Raw genomic sequence first — 19,231 nt, 5'->3', positions numbered from 1 at the left:
CCCCGGCACCCATGCCAGGGCGGGTTATGTGTTATGCCTCGCGGGCGTGAAGCCGCTTTTTCAGATAGGGCGCGGTACGGCTATTGGCTGACGCGCTGACCTGCGCCGGTGAACCGGCTGCAACCACCTGGCCGCCGTTATCGCCCGAGCCTGGCCCAAGATCGATGACCCAGTCCGCTTCAGCCGCAATGCGCATGTCATGCTCGGCCATGATCACCGTATTGCCGCGCTGTATCAGCTGATCCAGCACCAACACCAGCTTATCCATATCCGCCGGATGCAGCCCCGAAGAGGGTTCATCCAGCAGATAAAGACCGTTGCCGCGCTGCACGCGTTGCAGCTCACGCGCCAGCTTGATGCGCTGACACTCCCCGCCCGACAGTTCGGTTGCCGGTTGGCCCAGGGTTAAATAGCCAAGGCCCAGCGCGGTCAGCGCGCTCAGTGAACGCTGAATCGGTTCGTTGTGATGAAACACCGCCACGGCATCATCGACCGTCAACGCGAGAATGTCGGCGATGCTGAGATGTTGCCATTTCACCGCCAGCGTCTCGTCGTTGTAGCGCTTGCCGCCGCAGGCGGTACAGGGCGCGCTGGCCTCTGGCATAAACAGCAATTCAATGCTGATGATGCCCTGCCCTTCGCACACCGGACAGCGGCCTTCGGGCAGATTAAACGAGAAGCGTCCGGCATCAAATCCCCGCTTTTTCGCTTCCGGCGTGTCAGCAAATAGCTTTCTGACGGTATCGAAAAACCCGGTGTAAGTAGCCAGATTGGAACGCGGCGTGCGGCCTATCGGTCGCTGGTCGATTCTCACCAGACGTTTCAGTGCCTCACCGCCAGCGGCCACCTCGCCGCGTACACTCTGCTTCAGCGCCTCATCATCCTGCTCTTCATCAACGTCGCTGTTATCGATCTGCGACAGCAGGCCAGGGATCACCCGGGTCAGCAGCGTTGACTTACCTGAGCCTGAAACGCCGGTGATCACGGTCATGCTGGCCAGCGGGAAGTCGACGTCCAGCGCGTTGAGGTTATTACAGGCGACGTTTTTCAGACTCAGCCAGGCGTTCGGTGCTCTGTGCTCGCGCAGCGGCGGGCGCTGCTCGTTAAACAGATAGCGCGCGGTGGCTGACGTGGCGATGTGTTTCAGGCCCGCAGGCTCACCGTTGTAGACCACGTTGCCGCCCTGGCGGCCCGGACCGGGGCCGACTTCCACCACCCAATCCGCTTCGGCGATGACGTCGAGATTGTGTTCGACGATCAACAGCGAGTTGCCAGCAGCGAGCAGCGATCGCAGCGGCGGCATCAGCGCGGCAACATCTCCTGGATGCAGGCCCGCAGAAGGCTCATCCAGCACGTAGAGCACGCCGAACAGTTTTGAGATCATCTGGGTTGCCAGCCTGATGCGCTGCAGCTCGCCCGACGACAGCATCGTCGTGCGGCGACCCAGCGACAGGTGGCCAAGCCCTAACGCTTCAAGCTGGTCAAGTCGGCCAACAATATCGCGGGTCAGCCGAATCACCGCCTCGCGCAGCGCGGCTTCATCAGGCAGATCGGCGGACGTTTTCTCCGCGTACGGCAGCAGCACTGATTTCAGCTGCCGAATGGTCATTTCACCCAGCGCGGCAATATCATGACCCGCGAAAGTCACCGTCAGCGCATCGGGATTGAGCCGTTTGCCGTGGCAGGCGGAGCACGGCGCAATAGTGACAAAGCGGGACAGCCGCTTTTTAACCGAGTCCTTGCCGCCCGAGACATTTTGCAGCACGTATTTCGCCGGGCTGGTGTAGGTGCCGCGGTAATCGGGCTCGACGCCTGCGGCGATCGCTTTCTGACGCTGCGCGGCATTCAGGCCGGGGTAAACGCCGGTTGAAGGCTGCTCGTCGGTAAACAGGATCCACTGCTGCTGCTTTTCGGGCAGGGTATCCCACGGCGCATCGACGTCGTAATCGAGCATTTCAAGAATGGTGCGCAGGTTTTTGCCATGCCAGCCAACGGGCCAGGCGGCGATGGCGCCTTCACGAATGCTCAGCGTGCGATCGGGCACCAGCGCGGCGCGGTTGAGTTCCGGCACTACGCCGATGCCGTGACAAACCGGGCAGGCGCCCTGCGGATTATTCGGCGAAAACGCCTCGGCGGTCATAAAAGGCACATCCGCAGGGCGTTTACCCGCGCGGGAGTAAAGCAGACGCAGGTTAACCGCAATGCGCGTCATGCTGCCAACGGTTGAACGCTCCTGTGTGCCGCCCCGGCTCTGCTTGAGCGCCACCGCCGGTGGCAGTCCCTGAATATCATCGGCATCGGGTGCCGCGATCTGTTCGATTAAACGGCGAGCGTGCGGCGCCACCGATTCGAGATAGCGCTGCTGCGCTTCGGCATAAATGGTGTCAAACGCCAGCGAGGATTTACCCGAGCCTGACACGCCGGTAAAGACCACCATGGCATCACGCGGAAATGACAGTGAAACCTCTTGCAGATTATGCGTTCTGGCGCCGGTTATCGTGACGTTGCCATCATGGCTGTGTTGATGGTCAGCATGACCTTTTTTACTGCTGCGCGTTGTCATAATTTTCCCGTGGCAAATAATCTGTCGTGGTTCTCATTTTCTGCCTGAACGGCCTGGTCAGGCAGTGACGCAGAAATGCGTGACCCCACAGTGTAGCTTGCGCTTCGGTTAACGCTGCCCGGCTGTAAAACCAGGTAACATTATGGCGTGGCCCGGCACGCTGACCGCCTTAAACGTGACCAATGTAAAGCTTTGCTGATATTTAGCTGCGCGACTCTCAAATATCTGCGAGGGCTGCCGATACCTTGTTTAGTCGTTATGGTTAATTCTTTGTTGTTTTTTGGTGTCCTGCTCAGTAGAAAGCGCCGGTTTTATCACGGGGAACGCGCGTTTTTCACCGCGTTTCCGGAGGTGCCGCACGGTGTTGATGGGTGAGCGTTCGTAACCAGAAAATATTTTCATGCGAATGACTCATTGAATCATCAGCAATTTTTCGAGGTCCTCTATGTTTGGTGTGAAAAAATCGAGCTTTTCTCTGCCCTCTTCCAAAAACAGCAGCATGGTTAACGATATCAATGCCATCAAACAGCACGTTGCCTGGATTGAGTTTTTGCCTGATGGCGAAATTATCAGTGCCAATCAACAGTTTCTGGATCTGGTCGGCTATTCACTCAGCGACATTCAGGGCAAGCATCACCGTCTTTTTTGCAGCCCTGATTACGCCCGCTCGACGGTTTACAGTAATTTCTGGCACACGCTGGCCACCGGCGAATCGATCACCGGCATTTTTGAGCGCTTCAGTAAGCAGCATCAGCGCTTTTATCTCAGCGCCACCTATTTCCCGGTCAGCGATGAAAAAGGCCAGGTCTATAAGGTGATTAAGCTGGCAACGGACATCACCGAACGCCATCACGTGCTGAAGCACAAAGAAGCGGTGATCACCGCCCTTGATCGCTCCATGGCGGTGATTGAATTTACCAACACTGGCGAGATCATTACCGCCAACGAGAACTTCCTGAAGCACATGCAATATGCGCTGCCTGACATCGTCGGCAAGCACCATCGCCTGTTTTGCTATGACAATTTCTATCGCGAGAACCCTGACTTCTGGCAAAAGATCACCCGCGGCCAGCATTTTGTCGGTCGCTTTGAACGTAAAACAGCCAGCGGCGAACGCATCTGGCTTGAAGCCAGCTACAACCCCATTTATGACGCCGACGGCAACGTCAGCAAAGTGATCAAAATCGCCTCGGATATCACCGCACGCGTGGAAGCCGCCAAGCGGGTGGCGGACATTGCCGTGACCACTTCCGAAGAGACGTCGCAAATCACCCATAACGCCAACGAAGTGCTGGATGAAACCGTGCGCAATTCGGGTCAGGTGGCGTTAAAGGTCAGTGCAGCCACGGAGATTGGCGAGCAGCTGAACGCGTCGGCCAAAAGCATCAATGAGGTGGTTGAAGCAATAAACGTCATCGCCGCACAAACCAATATTCTGGCGCTGAATGCCGCGATTGAATCGGCCCGCGCCGGTGAGGCGGGACGCGGCTTCAGCGTGGTGGCCGCCGAAGTGCGCCGTCTGGCCGCTTCCACGGCGAGCGCGACGCACAAAATCACCTCGGTCGTGGAGATCAATACCAGCCTGATCAAGCAGATGCATCAGCAAATGGATGAGATAAAGCAGTTTGTGGTTTCTGAGCAGGAAAAAATCAGCGATCTGTCGCGCAGCCTGCGGGAAATTAACAGCGGCGTGAACCAGTTTGTGAGTGTGATCCATCGGCTGGATGTCTGAGTTAAGCCGGCGGGCGTTAATCCGCAGCGATTACGCCGCTGGCCAGTGACGTTGCAGCACGGCTGTAAGAGTTGGATGGCGATCAATGCGCGTTAGTGCGGCATAAAATTCGGGCCTGGTTTGTTGCAGTTCGCGTCGTGTTGCGCTCCAGCGCGTGACCACACAGGCAAGCATTTCCAGCGCGCCGGGATCGTCCGGGCGCCAGGCAGCGGTCGCACTGAAGATATCGCTGAACGTCTCCCACTGCTGATGCAGTCGCTGCGTGGCGCCGGTTTTCAGGGCGCTCAGCGCAGTGTCGTGGGCAGCAGCCAGCCAGCGCTCGGGATAATCGATTACGCCAATAGCGGCATAGCAGTTGCTGCTGATAAAGATCAGCCCGCGGATCTGCTGCGCACGCAGATCGGCATCGTTCGACAGCAGACCGGAAAGCGGATATTCCAGCCCAAGATAAATCAGTATCGCTGCGCTTTCGGTCAGCACCGCCCCGTCCGCCAGCAGCAGCGTGGGGATCTGCATCAGCGGATTCAATGCTTTGAGCGCTTCGCTGCCGCTGCCCTCCTGCCACGAACTCGCGTTCTCCAGACGATAGTCAGCCTGACAACGCGCCAGCGCCATCTCAATGGCCGCCGATCCCGAACGTTCTGTGCCATAAAGCCGATACATTGTGCCTCCGCATGCCGGTAAAAAAGCGGTGACGGTAAACGCCACCGATGAGGCGGATTACGCTGTCACGTTACCCGCAATGGTGATGTAATCGGTGTAAAGCTGCGGCGCGCCGGAGAATGACGCCAGAGCGCGCCACTCTTCATACATGCGCTCGCTCTCCTGATGCTCTGCGACAAAAGCCAGCGCACGCGGCGTCGAGACATCCAGCTCCGGATGAAACGCATTCAGCGATGCCATACTTTCTATGATCAGCATTACAGCATACTGATCCTGCCGGTTACCGCCTTCCCCCTTGAGCATGTGAAATTTCCAGCCAGGGTAATCGTCGATACGATGGACGTTATCAACGATAAACTGATCAAAGGTGGCTGCGGCAACATCCTGATGCAGCGCCAGATTATGAATGCCGACGACGCGCTGGATCGCTGGCTGGCCGGGCAGTGCCTGATAATTAGGCCCGGCGGGCAGCGAACTGCGGCGGTTTTCCGCCAGCAGCGAATAATAAGAGAAGATAGTCGGCAATTCACCGAAGGTGGCCCAGGTTTTCCATTCTGTGATCAACGCCTGCCCATCGGGGTTATCCTGCCAGAAAGCGTGCGCGAGCGCGGTTTTTCCCCCTTTTGCATCGACGTAGCGGGCGTAGTGCTGTGCGCTTTCCGCTTCATACAACATCATGTACTGGTTTTCCCGCTCGCCGCGCAGCCCCTTTAACAGGCTCCATTTCCACCCCGGATAGGCGGGAATCTGTACGCCACGCGTTTGCACAAACTGCTCGAAATGTTCGGCGGTCACGCCTTTTTTGAGGTTCAGTCCAACGTAATGCAGGCTAAATACCGGCTGATCATACTCTTTCATGGTGGTTCCTTAGCGTATCAACGGAGAAGTAAGAAAATCGGCGCACGGCAAGGTTATTGCCGTGCCATGACCTGACGCGCACTGAGCGCCACGGCCAGCAGGATGAAAACACCGGCCACAAAGGTTGCGGAGAGGCCAACCCAGTGAGCAGAGAAGCCAATCAGCGCCGGGCCAGCCAGCAGGCCGCTGTAGCCGACCAGCGTAACGGCGGGAATGGCGACATCCGCAGAGAGTTCCGGCTGGTTGCCCGCGGTGGTGAACAGCAGCGGGATGATATTGGCGAGCCCGAGGCCGATAAAAAAGATCGCTCCCAGCGCCAGCGGCACGCTGGTGCTCACCAGCAGCACGCTTAGCGCGCCCGCGGCAAGCAGGCCGCCGCCGGTTAATACCTTTGTGCCGCCGATGCGGTTGATGATGCGATCGCCATAGAGCCGTCCGATCGCTACGGCAATCGAATAGATCGCAAAACCAAAACCCGCGTGATGCAGCGCCATGCCGCGTTCCGTGGCCATAAATATCGCCGACCAGTCGAGCATGGCGCCCTCAATCAGGAAGATAAAGAAGCAGAGAACGGCGACAATCAGCACCACGCGCTGACACAGCGCCTGCAGCACGCCTTGCTGTTGTGCGCGATGGGCGTGACGCCGACGCAGCAACTGGGGAAAGGCCATCAGCGCCAGCAGCAACACGCCCGCCGCGACAAGCGCAGCAGCCATTATGGGAGGCAGACTGGCCCCTAACAGCATGCTGACGCCGCCCGCTCCGGCAATGCTGCCGAGGCTGTAAAAGCCGTGAAAACCGGACATGTTGGCCTGCCCGCTCGCCTGCTCCACCACAATCGCCTGTGCGTTCATGGTGACATCCAGAATGCCATTCGCCGCGCCGAAACAGAGCAGCAGCACCGCCAGTGCGCCCAACGAGGTACCGATCAACAGCAGCGGCAGGATCAACGCCAGCGCGATGCAGCAGCAGAGAATGATCAACCGATAGCTAAAGCGCGCGATCAGCCTGCTGGTAAACGGCATCATCAGCATCGCCCCGGCGGCAATACAAAACAGCAACAGGCCGAGCGTGGCGTCATCCGCATTGACCCGGTTTTTCACAAACGGAATCAGCGGCGCCCAGGAGGCCATTCCCAGCCCGGCAACAAAAAAGATCATCCGTGTCGCCCGCTGCTGGCGCAGCGGTGTGACGACATCTCTGTCAGACAGATTGATAGTCATGAAGGCGTCATATTCCACAGCAAAGGGTTGAGAGTGCGTATCAGCACCGCCTGCGCTGGCCAGGCGGTGCCGGTTCTACACGTTATTTCAGACTTTCTGCCACGGAGAGGTAATCCGTGTAGAGCTGCGGCGAGCCTGAAAATGAGGCGAGTTTCTTCCACTCTTCGTACATCGCTTTGGTATCGCGATGGGCGCTGGCAAACTGCGCCGCCTGGTCGGTTGCCAGATCCGGTTCCGGATAAAACACATCCAGCGCCGCCTGGCTGCCGATCTCCATCAGCACCACATATTGATCAAGGCGATTGCCGCGCACCCCTTTCAGCAGGCGAAACTTCCAGTCGGGATAATCGTCGATGCGGTGATGATTGGCGGCAATAAAGGATTCAAAGTCATCGGCGGTGACGCCCGGCCGCAGCGCCAGATTATGAATGCCGATGACTCTGGCGATCGGTTCGCCTTCTGAGCTCGCCTGATAGCGCGGCCCGTCCGGTACCGTGCTGCGAGGGTTATCAGCCAACAGCTGATAGTCGGTATAAATGGTCGGCAGCTCGCTAAAGGTGCCGAAGGTTTTCCATTGCGCAATCAGCGGCTGGGCCTGCGGATGCTGCTGCCAGAAGGCGTGCGCTTCCGGCGTCAGGTTGCCGTCCGCCGTCACGTAACGATCGCGCTGGCTGGCGCTTTCGATTTCATACAGCATCATAAACTGCCCCGCGCGTTCGCCACGCAGGCCGTGCAGCAAGGTCCAGCGCCAGCCGGGATAACAGGGAATATGCACCCCTTTTTCACGCACAAAGCTTATAAAATCCTCAGCGGTGATCCCCGCTTCCGTATCGATGGCGATGTAATAGAAGCTGAAAACCGGCGTGGTATCGTTCTGCTTGTTCATATCTGCGCCTCATGATTCTGCAAAGGTGAATTGCGTGTTGATGATCGCTTCAACCAGCGTGACGCCGGGTGGCGTAAGCGTGACCTGCTGGGTATCAACCTTAAGCAGCCCCTTGTGTTGCAGCTTGTTCAGCGTGTGGGCGATCAGCGGATTATCGAGATAGCTCCGGCCGTTGAAGCGATCGCGGAATACCGCTTCGCTAACCGGGATCAGCGTGGAGAGCGCCATTTTGAAGGCGTTGACTTCGCGTGCTTCGTCTGAAATGCCGCGGCTTTCCTCAATCGGCAGGCGATTTTCATCCAGTGCCTCTTTGTATTTTTTATAGCCGGTGATGTTGATCGCCTCCGAGCGGGTGCACTTTGAACTGCCGCCGAGGCCGATGGCCACTTCCGGATATTGCTTATCGAGATCGGTGATCATCCCCTTCCACTTTTCAGGCGCCTGATGCTTCTGATGGAAATACATCGTGGGATGTTCCTGATAGCCGTTATGCAGATAGCGCTCCACCAGCTCGCGCATCTGATACTGCTTGCCCAACCCCGGGAAGGTCATGCTGTTCATGTTGATCAGCCCTTTTTTCTGCCACAGGCTTTCGCGTTCACCTGACACGCCGGTGCGCGTCTTCATGAACTCCTCCATGTGCAGTTTGGTGCAGACCACGTGGGACAGCTCCAGCTCAAGGGTTTTTTCCATGTCGTATTTAACGTCATCGACGGTTTGTCCAAGCATGCCGTAGATCAGATCGACGCTGACCCAGTCGATGCCCTGCTCTCTGGCGCTGCGGATGGTTTCCTCACACTCATCGGCGGTGTGCATACGGCCACAGGCGGCGATGATTTGATCGTTGAACGACTGCGTACCAAAACTGATTTTGCTGAAGCCCAGCTCCTTGAGTACGCCGATATATTCACGGTTCAGCGTGCCCGGCTCGCCTTCGAAACGCAGGGTGGCGGCTGAAAAGTTAAAATGCGCATAGTAAAAGGCCATCAGCCGCCGCAGCTCCGGCTCGGGCAACAGCGACGGCGTGCCGCCGAAGATGTTGAATTCGCCGATTTCCGCTTGCGCCAGGCTCGGCACTTTTTCGAGCCACATCGTCGCTTCTTTGATGTTGTAATCCACCAGATCGCGGAACACCTCTTGCGAGGAGGCCGCTTTCGGGTTGAGTATCACCGTAGGATACTGGCAAAAATGGCAGCGATAGCGGCAGGTTGGAATGTAGGCCCAGAGGTGGATTTGCCGTGCTTCGCTGATTTCACGCTCCATGTCGGCAAAAAAGGAAGCCAGCGGGTACGCTTCGATGTCGCCGGGAAAAACGTGACAGCCGAAGGGATCGCGATAGACATAATCCAGAAACAGGTGGTTTTCGGGACGGGACAGGAAATCCCACACCTGCGGCACAGGATAATTGGGATCGATATCGTTCAGTGATGCCAGCGCTTCAGTGTTCATCAAAATACACCTCCATTAGCGAAATAGTTGTGGGCTTCCCCGGACTCGCGGTCTTCGCAGAAGTAGCCGACAAAACGGGTGAAATCCGCTTCTGCAACCGAATCAAAACAGGTGGGCAGCGGCGGCGGATAGCCAATGTCCTCGCCAACGGCACGCCGCAACGCAGCAAACAGTTCATGACGAAATTCAAAATAGAGCCGGTAGGCGGGCGTTTTGTAGGCGTGTATCGGTTTGAAATCGATGATCCGCATCTCATATTTGATTTCATGAATGCGCGCGTAGAGCCGGTCGGCCACCGGGCCGCTGTAGAACTGGCGCACGTCTTCACGCTCCAGCAACAGCTGCGGGTTTAACAGCACCGGTAAGATGATATTTTTGGGCAGGTAATCTTTGATTGAATAAAACCAGGCCTGCTGCGACTCCGCTTCGTTGGTATCAACCAGCGCACAATTCTTGCTGCTGGTTTCGGGCCTGACATCTTTCATGATGATGATGCCGTCGCGCCCATAGGCCACGCCGTTGATCACCTCATTAAGAATGGTATCGACGCGGCGGCTGTTGATCTCCACGCAGGATTCGCGGGCATAGACTGGTTTGCCGCCCCAGGCGATCACGCGGATGCCGAAATCCCAGTCATCTGAAAGGTGTTCGACGAAGCGGCCGCGCTCAAGCTGGTAAAAAATCTCGATGCCGCCGACGCGATCATACAGCTGGCGTTCAACGGCAAAGCCCTTGCCATCCGGGAAGCCGCCAAAAAGGCTGAAAGAGAAGTCGCGGCAGCGCAGCGTTTTTTGAATCTCCCGGAACAGATTGGGCCGCTGGCGAAAGTGCTCAAAATCGTAGTAGTAGTTACAGGTGCCCAAATCGCCGTTTTCAGCGATCATCGTGGCGGTGAGTTCATGCAGCCAAAAAGCATCCACCGTGCAATCCGCGTCCGCCGAAACGATGTAGTGCTTTCTTTCCCGGCCCAGACGGCTATCGCGCACGCTGGCCCGCTGAGAGGCGTAATCCATGCCGCGCTTACGCGCCGAGGAGACGCCCTGCACTTTTTCAACAATGACATGAATATCCAGCGCCGGATGCTGCTGGCTGAACGCATTGATTTTGGCTACCGAATCATCGGTGCAGTTATTATCAACAATAATCAGCTCATAGCTGTCATGCGTAATTAATTCATTGCGGGTTTGTTGATGATAAAGTGAATTGAGCACCGCATCGATTCTGGCACTTTCATTAAATACGGGCAGCACAACAGATACGGCAATATTATCGCGCATATTTCCTCCAGGATTAGATTAATATATCAATAACATTATTAGACAAAACGCGTTTACCCAGCACAAAATTGGCCTGCGCAATACGCTGCATGGCAGCAGGATCGTTAATCAACGCAAACACATCATTGATAAAATCATCATCAGGCAATCCATCATCGCCTTCCGATATATTCATCAGCGGCGCATGAAAGCCATGCTGGCCGTAAACCTCATGGTAATATTCATAGCGACTCGCGATATAACAGCGCTGGCAACTTATCGCCTCGCCAATGGGATTGCCGTAGCTGTCGTAATCCCACGAAGTGAGAAAAGAGACAAGATTGCTCGAATAATATAAATCTTCGATGGTAAAGCGTTCGGTCCTCAGTGAGATACAGCTATGGTGCAGTGGGCCAATAAATTTAATCTGTGGCAGGATAGCGAGCTTTTTCACTAATTTTTGCAGATGCTGATAATGATGATCGTCCTCTTCAGTATCACCGGCGATAATCAGGAAAATCTTTTTATCGATATCATTCTGTTCAAATAAGCGGTTGAGTCGCTGCGTCAGAATGATGTCCCGATCGATGCGTTTCTGCGCAATGATTCGCGTAGTGCGGGCGATGATGATGTCCTGCTCGCGGATATCAAAATAACGCCGCAGGTCAGTGCCTGAGAAGTCTTCGGTAAAATCGTAGGTGTTCTTTTTAACGCTGACCTCAACCTGATGATCGCACCAGCTCTCCAGCTTCTCTTTCAAATCCTGATTCAGCGTCACGTAGGTGATAAATTCTGATGCTACCGGCTTGACCGCATAAGGATACGGCGGTTCGCCATACTTCATCACCTTCTTTTCGCTGTTCCACATCAAATCATGATCGCGCCAGATAACATATTTATGCAAACCGCGTTCATGACCATAGTGTTCAATCGCCCGATAAAGCGCTTTGGTATAAATAATATTCTCAGGCAGAGTGCCATTTTCCACCAGCACCGCGCTGATATCGAGAGTGCGCCATAGGTTAAGAATCTTTTCACTCAGCGCCTGTGCCGATTGATTAATACAGGCAATTAACGCCTCCTTTTCCTTTTCCGAAGAAACAGTTTTTTGGCTAATTAAAACATTCTGCGTTTTTTCGATAAATGCCCGATTATAAAATGGCACATCGAAAATATCGTCAACGCGAACCAGCGTAAAGACATCGCGGTAAATATCACGTTCATAGCCATATTCCTTAGCGAAATTACCTTTGTCGAATTTGATATCATAACCAAGATCGAGAAAGCAGCGATAACCTTGCCGGGATAATTCCTTCGCAGTCTTCGAGGCTTCAACGGTAATACCTGACAGAGAAACAGCATCAAATGAAATAAATATCGCGCATTTACTACCACAGCTTTGCATTATATTACCCCTTATTAACAGGATAACTCGCCATACATCAAGGATGATAAAATCACTCAGCCCGATTTTATCGCTGATAAAGCTACTGCATAAAAGTGAGGTATTATTTTCATATTATCAGGGCAGATTGCCTGCCCTGATTACGTGCTTACTTACTTAACCAAACACATTCATAAGGCCGCAACAGGCCGCTGGTCAGCTGCTGCGCGGAATCACTATAGTTGGCACACACCAGCTGCCACCCTTCTTCTGTCGAAAAGTGGTTCTCAGCCAGCGGTATGGGCTGATTATCGAGGTTGGCAATCACCCGCAGCGTGTGGCCATTGTCCTCGCGCTGATAGCACCAACAGGTTTCTGATTCAGGATCCAGATCAACATAATTCCCCCACGTCAGGATCGGCATGCTTTTACGCAGCGCGATCAGCTGACGATAGGTGTGCAGCACTGAATCAACATTCTCCCGTTCTCGCGCCACGTTGATCTCACGATAATTAGGCGCAAGGTCAATCCAGCTTGTGCCGCGGGTAAAACCGGCATTTTCTCCGGCATCCCACTGCACCGGCGTCCTGCCGTTATCGCGTGATTTCGCCGCGAGCACGGCCAATACGTCCTCCTCTTCCTGATGAAGGCGCAGGATTTTGTACATATTCAGGCTCTCGACATCGCGGTACTGCGCAATGTCGGTGAAGTGCGGATTGGTCATGCCAATCTCTTCACCCTGATAGATGTACGGCGTGCCCTGCATGCCATGCAGCACCATCGCCAGCATTTTCGCTGACGCCGTACGCAATGGCCCATCGTCGCCAAGACGCGACACGATGCGCGGCTGATCGTGATTGCACCAGAACAACGCGTTCCACGCCAGGCCGTGCATACCGCACTGCCACTCAGAGAATATTCGCTTCAGCGCCACCCGATCGGGCGGTGCCAGCCGCCATTTTTCCCCAGCAGGATAATCTATTTTGAGATGGTGAAAATTAAAGGTCATCGACAGCTCTTTGCCGTCCAGACGCGCATAGCGCTGGCAGTGTTCCAGCTGCGTGGATGACATCTCACCTACCGTCATCAGGCCACGCGGCTGGAACACATCCCGGCTCATCTCTTCGAGAAAATCGTGAATCGATGGGCCATCGGTGTAAAAACGGCGGCCATCGCCTTCATGATCGTCCGGCAGATCGGGATGCTTCGACACCAGGTTGATCACATCCAGACGAAGTCCGTCGACGCCTTTGTCCGCCCAGAAATGACAGATCGCCTTCAGGGCGTTGCGCACGTCCGGGTTTTCCCAGTTGAGATCGGCCTGCCGCGCCGAGAACGAATGCAGATAATACTGCTGACTCTCTTCGTGCCAGTGCCAGGCGCTGCCACCAAACTTCGAGTGCCAGTTATTCGGCAACCGTCCCTCTTTACCATCACGCCAGATGTAGTAATTGCGCCACGGACTGTTGCGGTCGTTAGCAGCAGACTGAAACCAGGGATGTTCCGTAGAGGTATGGTTAAACACCATATCCATGACTATTCTGATGTCACGCGCATGGGCGGCAGCCACCAGCGCCTCGAAATCTTCCATGGTGCCAAACAGCGGATCGATGGCGTAATAGTCGGAGACGTCATAGCCATTATCAACCTGCGGTGAGGAGTAAACCGGCGTCAGCCAGATGGCACTGACGCCCAGCCATTGCAGATAATCCAGCCGCTGGGTAATGCCAGGAATATCGCCGATGCCATTGCCGCTGCTGTCCTGAAAACTGCGTGGGTAGATCTGGTAAATTACCCCGTTCTGCCACCAGTGCGCGTCGTTTCTCATGTTGTGATGTCCTTTCACTCAGACAACCAGAAGTTTGCCGGCTGCATGTTTGCGTTTATAGATCGCCATGGTGAGCATCAGCGGAACCGCAATCGCCACAATCATTGCCGTGCCAAACACCGACCAGTACTGGGTTTTCACCGAAAGAATCGCGGGTAATCCGCCGACGCCAATGCCGTTAGCCATTACGCCGGACAAGCCGCAAATCAGCCCGGCTGCGGCCGATCCCACCATGCCGCAGAGCATCGGGAAGCGGTACTTCATGTTGATGCCGTACATCGCCGGTTCGGTAACGCCAAGGTACGCGGAGATAGCGGCCGGCACCGAAATTTCCCGTTCGTTGACCTTCTTACTCATAAAGATGATGCCCAGCACCGCCGAACCCTGCGCCATGTTGGAGAGCGCAATAATCGGCCACACCGGCGTGCCGCCGAGGTTCTGGATCAGCTGCAGATCCACGGCCAGCGTGGTCTGGTGCACGCCGGTAATCACCAGCGGCGCGTACAGGAAACCAAACAGCGCGGAGCCGATCGGCGCAAACGGACCGGTCATCAGGTGGCTGACGCCCCAGGCAATACCATTACCGATAACGCGACCAAACGGCCCAATGATGGTATGCGCGAGGAAAACCGCCAGCAGCAGCGAAACAACCGGCACCACCACCAGCGTCAGGTAGTCGGGCACGATGCGTTTGAGCTTCAGCTCAATCCACGCCAGCGTCAGGCCAGCCAGTATCGACGGAATGACCTGCGACTGATAACCCACTTTGTCGATGGTGAACCAGCCAAAGTTCCACACTTCGGGGATTTGTTGCCCCAGCAGGTAGGCGTTCATCAGCTGCGGTGAGACCAGCGTGATGCCCAGCACGATGCCGAGGATCGGTGTGCCGCCCATTTTTTTCACCACCGACCAGCAGATGCCCACCGGAATGTAGAAGAAGATCGCCTCACCGATCAGCCACAGGAAATCGTAGATACTTTTCCACACCACCGAAGCTTCGGTCAGCGGCGCGTCGTTGTAGAGCGGCAAATCGCCAATCAGGTTGCGGAAGCCGAGGATCAGGCCACCGCTGATCAGCGCAGGCAGCAGCGGAAAGAAGATCTCCGCGAAGTGGGAGATCAGGCTTTCGTGCCACTTCATGTTCTGGCGCGCCACCCGCTTGGCGCTCTCTTTGTCGGTGCCGGAGAGCTGGGTTTGCGCCAGCAGTACCTGATACCAGTCATCGACGTCGGTGCCGATTACCACCTGAAACTGTCCGGCGTTGGTAAAGCAGCCTTTGACCATTGGCAGCGTTTCGATCTCTTTTGGCCGGGCTTTTGCCGGATCGTTCAGTACAAAGCGTAGCCTTGTAATACAGTGAGTTACGGTGGCGATATTGCTCTTGCCGCCGACCATCTCAATCAATTTATCGATATCCTGGGTGTTACTCTTAATCGCCATGTTTGCCTTCCGCAACGGGTAGAGGGGTCGTTGTTCATTGTTCTCCGGAAACGGGGGATTCCTGTCTCAGGGCGAGTGAGAACATAGCTGCTTAAAAAAACAACCGATAGCTGGAACGTTCCAAAAGTTGAAAACGATCACAAATATGTTCAGAAAACCTTAAGAAAGATGCCCGAAACGGCCCTGCGCGATGATGGTAGAATGACTGTTACAGCACTTTGAAGGCGTGACGCGATGAATGAGAAAAAGTTGACCCTGAATGATATTGCCAGACTGAGTGGCGTCGGAAAGTCCACTGTCTCGCTGGTCATTAACAACAGCGATAAGGTCAAAGCCTCAACGCGCCAGCATGTTGAAGCCATTATCGACCAGTATGGCTACACGCCGTCAAAATCGGCACAGGCATTGCGCTCACAGCGCGAAAAAATCATTGGCGTGATCGTTACGCGTCTGGATTCGGTATCGGAAAATCAGGTCGTCCGCGCGATTCTTCCCGATATTTACGCACAAAAATATGACGCTATTTTGATGGAGAGCCTGCTGGATCCGCAGTTGCTTGAAGACCACCTGCATGTGCTGGAGCAGCGGAATGTTGAAGGGGTGATCCTGTTTGGCTTTTCAGAAATGAACAAGAAAAGCCTGAAGGTGTGGAAGGATAAAATGGTGATTATCGCCTCGGCGATTCCAGGTTTTGCCTCGGTAACCTACGATAATGCGGGCGCCGTCAACATCCTGATGGAAAAGATGAAAAATCAGGGCCACCAAAATGTGAGCTATATCGGCGTCACCAATAACGATCAGACCACCGGCAGCGCACGCTATCAGGCTTACCTGACGTGCTGTGAAAAATACGGCTATGCGCCCTCGGCAGCGCTGGGCGACCTCAGTTATCAAAGTGGTTATGACCTGGCAAAGCGCAGCCTGACAGCAGAGACCCGCGCCCTGATCTGCGCAACGGATACCATCGCGTTGGGGGCGATAAAATATATCAGAGAGCAGTCGTGGGATATCAAAGTCGGCAGTATTGGCTGCACGCCGCTGATGACCTTTCTTGAGCCTGGCATTACGTCGGTTGAGTTGGGTTATCAAAGTGCCGGGCTGAAATCGTCGCAGCTGCTATTCGCCATGCTGCGCGGTGAAAGCGGTCCGCAGGGCGAGGTGATTCCGTTTCGACTGTCATAAAAAAACCGGCATTCTTCAGACATTATCCGCTGGCTGTTGGCGAGAACTCCACTTATGGCTGGATCTTAAAGTTAAGAATAACTGATGTTTTGATGGTTTTATACTCAGGCGTTCAGGCGGCGGCTTGAGAACGAAAATGCCTGATATGAAGCCGGGCACAACGGGCTTTTTCACGCCTGAGCAACCAGTGAGCCAAAGCATTAGCCCATGACGCTGTTCTCTGAACCGGGTTTCACTCTGTATTGGCCGCAGAGTTGGTATCGATTTACGTCCATATCGCGTTACCATCGGGCAATAACCACACCACGCCGCAAGGTGCCTTAGCCAAAAACCACATGCCATAGTCGTCCAGATCATCATTTTCGTCATGAGACGGATTGCCCGGCCAGGCTAACTGGATCGCCTCTATTTGCTGCTCGATGCTACCCGACCACAACACACCTCTGTTTGCCAGTTTAATTCTCTTCTCATCCAGCAACTTAAAGAGTATGCAAAAGAAGATTTTCTTTCTTAATAAGTCATTATCAGGAACATCAGCACATTCAACGCTAATATGCTGCCATATCGATCCCATCGACAGGCCATAAGCGCTTTTAATAACGGACGAGCCTATTTCGTCGATATCAATCATGGTTTAAATTTAGCCGCTGTAAAAAGTAATATTGTCATTAATCGTGGCGGTTTCATTGGGGAATATTGTCCTCACCATCACGATTATTCAGCCGTGCTCTTCCAGCTGCCGGGTATCATACGAAAGCTGAGCCCGGCGCATCTCTTCGCCATGTTTTAGCGCCCATTCATACAACGCATCAAACGGATCGCGCAGCGTTTGTGCCAAAGCGGTCAGGCTGTATTCCACACTGACCGGCGACGTGGCCAATACCTTGCGATGCACCAGCCCATTGCGCTCAAGCCGCTTAAGCGCATCAGACAAGGCTTTATGCGTAATGCCATCCAGTCGGCGGCGAAGTTCATTGAAACGCACCGGCTCCGTACACAGCACGGTGAGGATCAAAATCGACCATTTATTGGTGATGTTCTCCAAAACGGGACGGGTTTTTCCTACTTCTCTCAGGTCATTACTGTCAATCTGACTCATGGCACTATACTCCTCGATACCTGGTATAAATAAAGTGCGTAATTGTTATTAAGTATAAAAATTATATCATCTGTTTTCCATCCCAACAGGAGTGAACAGATGAACAGATTAGAGAATAAAGTTGCCCTGATTCTGGGCGGCGCAAAAGGTATTGGTCTCGCTATCAGCCAGCGATTCGCCCGCGAAGGGGCAACCACCTGGTTTACCTCACGCCGGGACGAGGAGTTAGCCGCCGCGCGCCACACCATGGAGAATAGCGCCCGACCGCTACGGGCTGATGTCAGCCAGTTAAGTGAACTGACACGCATAGCTGAAGTGATAAAGGCAGAGTCCGGCCAGATCGATGTGCTGGTGATCAACGCTGGCATGGCAGAATACGCAACGATTGATGAGATAACCCCGGCACATTTTGATACGACATTCGGCCTGAATGTGCGCTCACCGCTTTTTGCTCTGCAGGCCGCACTTCCCCTATTGAAAGCGGGATCGAGCGTCGTTTTGATTGGGTCAATTGCCGATGTGATTGGTACGCCAGGCTATGGCGTGTACGGCGCCAGTAAAGCGGCCCTGCGTTCTTTTGCCCGCACCTGGACACGTGAACTCTCCGCGCGCGGCATTCGCATCAATGTTGTCGCGCCCGGCCCTGTCGATACTGAGATGATGCAGGCCGCTTCCGATGAGATACGTAACGGCATTATCAGCACCATTCCCTTAGCCAGAATGGGCAGACCTGAAGAGGTTGCCAATGCGGCGCTGTTTTTAGCGAGTGATGAAAGCAGTTATATTGCCGGAGCAGAAATCTGCGTGGATGGTGGGCTGACGCAAGTATGATCAAAGACGAACCGGGCAACAACCCGGTTCTTCCCGACGCGCATTTGACCGTTCTGAATTACATGAACAGCACACGGTGCAGACCAACGAGATAGTCTGCATCGGGATTGGATTTGTTGTCCCCCATCCGCTCCTGAATAGCCGCCACCGCAATATCCCGTCTGGCGGGCAAACGCGATAACTCAGCGGAAGCCAGCGCTGCTCCCATTTCATCGCGGGTGAGATCGGTACAGTAACAGGGCGCGCCCGGTTGCTGGCGCCAGGATTCCGCCAGCGATCCGGCATCGTAAGGGTCAAAACCGCTATCATTCACCAGTTGCATGATTGCTTGTCGGTGGTCGGCAAGATCGCCTGCAACCGGGATGGCGAGACGATCCGGCGAACCTGGTGGCAATGCTTTTTTCACCAGCGAGTCCGAGCCGATCGCATTCCACGCTTTGACGATGGGACGTCCAAGGGTCTCTGCAACCCACAGGCTTTCCACTTGCCCATCGACGATCGCATCAAGGGTGCCATCCCGATGCGGATAGTAGTTCGACGTGTCGGCAATGATGACCTCTTCAGGCAACTCATGGATAAGCGAAGCGAGAGAGGCGATCCTGGATAAGGGAACAGAAAGTATCACCCACTGCACGTCCCGCAGCGCAGTAGCGGCATCGGTTGCGACTGCACCGGTTTCAAGCACATCGGCCGCAATGGTTTCGGGCCCGCGGGAGTTGGCCACCTTTACGCTGTGGCCCGCGGATGCCAGCTGTCGTGCCAGCGTTTTGCCAATATGACCCGTACCTAAAATCCCAATGCGCCTGCTTTCAGTGTGTTTCATCTGCGGCTCCTTGT

The 19,231-nt window shown here is 54.8% G+C and carries 16 protein-coding genes; 3 read left to right on the top strand and 13 right to left on the bottom strand.

Annotated elements, in window-relative coordinates; translation table 11 throughout:
- Positions 1-31 precede the first annotated feature (31 nt).
- The gene (locus EM595_RS17460; protein ID WP_067435728.1) at positions 32-2,563 is read right to left on the bottom strand and encodes an excinuclease ABC subunit UvrA; all 2,532 of its coding nucleotides are present in this window, start codon (positions 2,561-2,563) and stop codon (positions 32-34) included.
- A gap of 445 nt (positions 2,564-3,008) precedes the next feature.
- On the opposite strand from EM595_RS17460, the gene EM595_RS17455 reads away from it, so the two are divergent.
- Entirely contained in the window at positions 3,009-4,295 is a 1,287-nt protein-coding gene (locus EM595_RS17455) for a methyl-accepting chemotaxis protein (RefSeq protein ID WP_067435726.1), read from the top strand.
- A gap of 30 nt (positions 4,296-4,325) precedes the next feature.
- On the opposite strand, the gene EM595_RS17450 is transcribed toward EM595_RS17455, so the two are convergent.
- The 9 genes from EM595_RS17450 to treB all read right to left on the bottom strand — a co-directional run bounded on the left by EM595_RS17450 (position 4,326) and on the right by treB (position 15,282).
- The gene (locus tag EM595_RS17450; protein WP_067435723.1) at positions 4,326-4,958 is read right to left on the bottom strand and encodes a glutathione S-transferase N-terminal domain-containing protein; all 633 of its coding nucleotides are present in this window, start codon (positions 4,956-4,958) and stop codon (positions 4,326-4,328) included.
- A 57-nt stretch (positions 4,959-5,015) separates the two neighbouring features.
- Positions 5,016-5,816, bottom strand: a complete 801-nt coding sequence (locus tag EM595_RS17445; protein ID WP_067435719.1) for a hypothetical protein — start codon at positions 5,814-5,816, stop codon at positions 5,016-5,018.
- A gap of 53 nt (positions 5,817-5,869) precedes the next feature.
- Complete coding sequence (locus EM595_RS17440; protein ID WP_067436969.1) at positions 5,870-7,039, bottom strand: MFS transporter; 1,170 nt, start codon at positions 7,037-7,039, stop codon at positions 5,870-5,872.
- Between the two features lie 82 nt (positions 7,040-7,121).
- Positions 7,122-7,925 (bottom strand): hypothetical protein, encoded by an 804-nt coding sequence (locus EM595_RS17435; RefSeq protein ID WP_067435717.1) that lies wholly within the window; start codon positions 7,923-7,925, stop codon positions 7,122-7,124.
- A 9-nt stretch (positions 7,926-7,934) separates the two neighbouring features.
- Positions 7,935-9,374, bottom strand: a complete 1,440-nt coding sequence (locus EM595_RS17430; protein ID WP_067435714.1) for a radical SAM protein — start codon at positions 9,372-9,374, stop codon at positions 7,935-7,937.
- Positions 9,374-10,651: a glycosyltransferase family 2 protein gene (locus EM595_RS21180; protein WP_067435712.1), complete on the bottom strand. Its 1,278-nt coding sequence runs from the start codon at positions 10,649-10,651 to the stop codon at positions 9,374-9,376. Before EM595_RS21180 ends, EM595_RS17430 begins: the two co-directional genes overlap by 1 nt.
- 13 nt (positions 10,652-10,664) lie before the next feature.
- Positions 10,665-12,035 carry a glycosyltransferase family protein gene (locus tag EM595_RS21175; protein ID WP_067435710.1) on the bottom strand — a complete coding sequence of 457 codons (1,371 nt, stop codon included), beginning with the start codon at positions 12,033-12,035 and terminating at the stop codon, positions 10,665-10,667.
- Between the two features lie 148 nt (positions 12,036-12,183).
- Positions 12,184-13,842 (bottom strand): alpha,alpha-phosphotrehalase, encoded by a 1,659-nt coding sequence (gene treC, locus EM595_RS17415; protein WP_067435707.1) that lies wholly within the window; start codon positions 13,840-13,842, stop codon positions 12,184-12,186.
- Between the two features lie 18 nt (positions 13,843-13,860).
- A complete protein-coding gene (gene treB, locus EM595_RS17410; protein ID WP_067435705.1) occupies positions 13,861-15,282 on the bottom strand; it encodes a PTS trehalose transporter subunit IIBC in 1,422 nt (473 codons plus the stop codon).
- A 234-nt stretch (positions 15,283-15,516) separates the two neighbouring features.
- Between treB and treR the strand changes: the two genes are divergently transcribed.
- Positions 15,517-16,464, top strand: a complete 948-nt coding sequence (gene treR / locus EM595_RS17405) for a trehalose operon repressor TreR (RefSeq protein ID WP_067435703.1) — start codon at positions 15,517-15,519, stop codon at positions 16,462-16,464.
- Between the two features lie 265 nt (positions 16,465-16,729).
- Here the strand turns inward: treR and EM595_RS17400 are convergent, their stop codons facing one another.
- Together EM595_RS17400 and EM595_RS17395 are read right to left on the bottom strand one after the other, a co-directional pair.
- Complete coding sequence (locus EM595_RS17400) at positions 16,730-17,095, bottom strand: DUF596 domain-containing protein (RefSeq protein WP_067435700.1); 366 nt, start codon at positions 17,093-17,095, stop codon at positions 16,730-16,732.
- Between the two features lie 87 nt (positions 17,096-17,182).
- On the bottom strand, positions 17,183-17,563 hold the full coding sequence (locus EM595_RS17395; RefSeq protein ID WP_067435698.1) for a winged helix-turn-helix transcriptional regulator: 381 nt from the start codon (positions 17,561-17,563) through the stop codon (positions 17,183-17,185).
- A 99-nt stretch (positions 17,564-17,662) separates the two neighbouring features.
- Between EM595_RS17395 and EM595_RS17390 the strand changes: the two genes are divergently transcribed.
- Positions 17,663-18,394, top strand: a complete 732-nt coding sequence (locus tag EM595_RS17390) for an SDR family NAD(P)-dependent oxidoreductase (RefSeq protein WP_067435696.1) — start codon at positions 17,663-17,665, stop codon at positions 18,392-18,394.
- Between the two features lie 58 nt (positions 18,395-18,452).
- On the opposite strand, the gene EM595_RS17385 is transcribed toward EM595_RS17390, so the two are convergent.
- Complete coding sequence (locus tag EM595_RS17385) at positions 18,453-19,217, bottom strand: NADPH-dependent F420 reductase (protein ID WP_067435694.1); 765 nt, start codon at positions 19,215-19,217, stop codon at positions 18,453-18,455.
- Between the last annotated feature and the right edge of the window lie 14 nt (positions 19,218-19,231).

It is taken from the genome of Duffyella gerundensis (assembly GCF_001517405.1).
GTDB lineage: Bacteria > Pseudomonadota > Gammaproteobacteria > Enterobacterales > Enterobacteriaceae > Duffyella > Duffyella gerundensis.
This window is presented reverse-complemented; position numbering and strand designations above follow the sequence as displayed.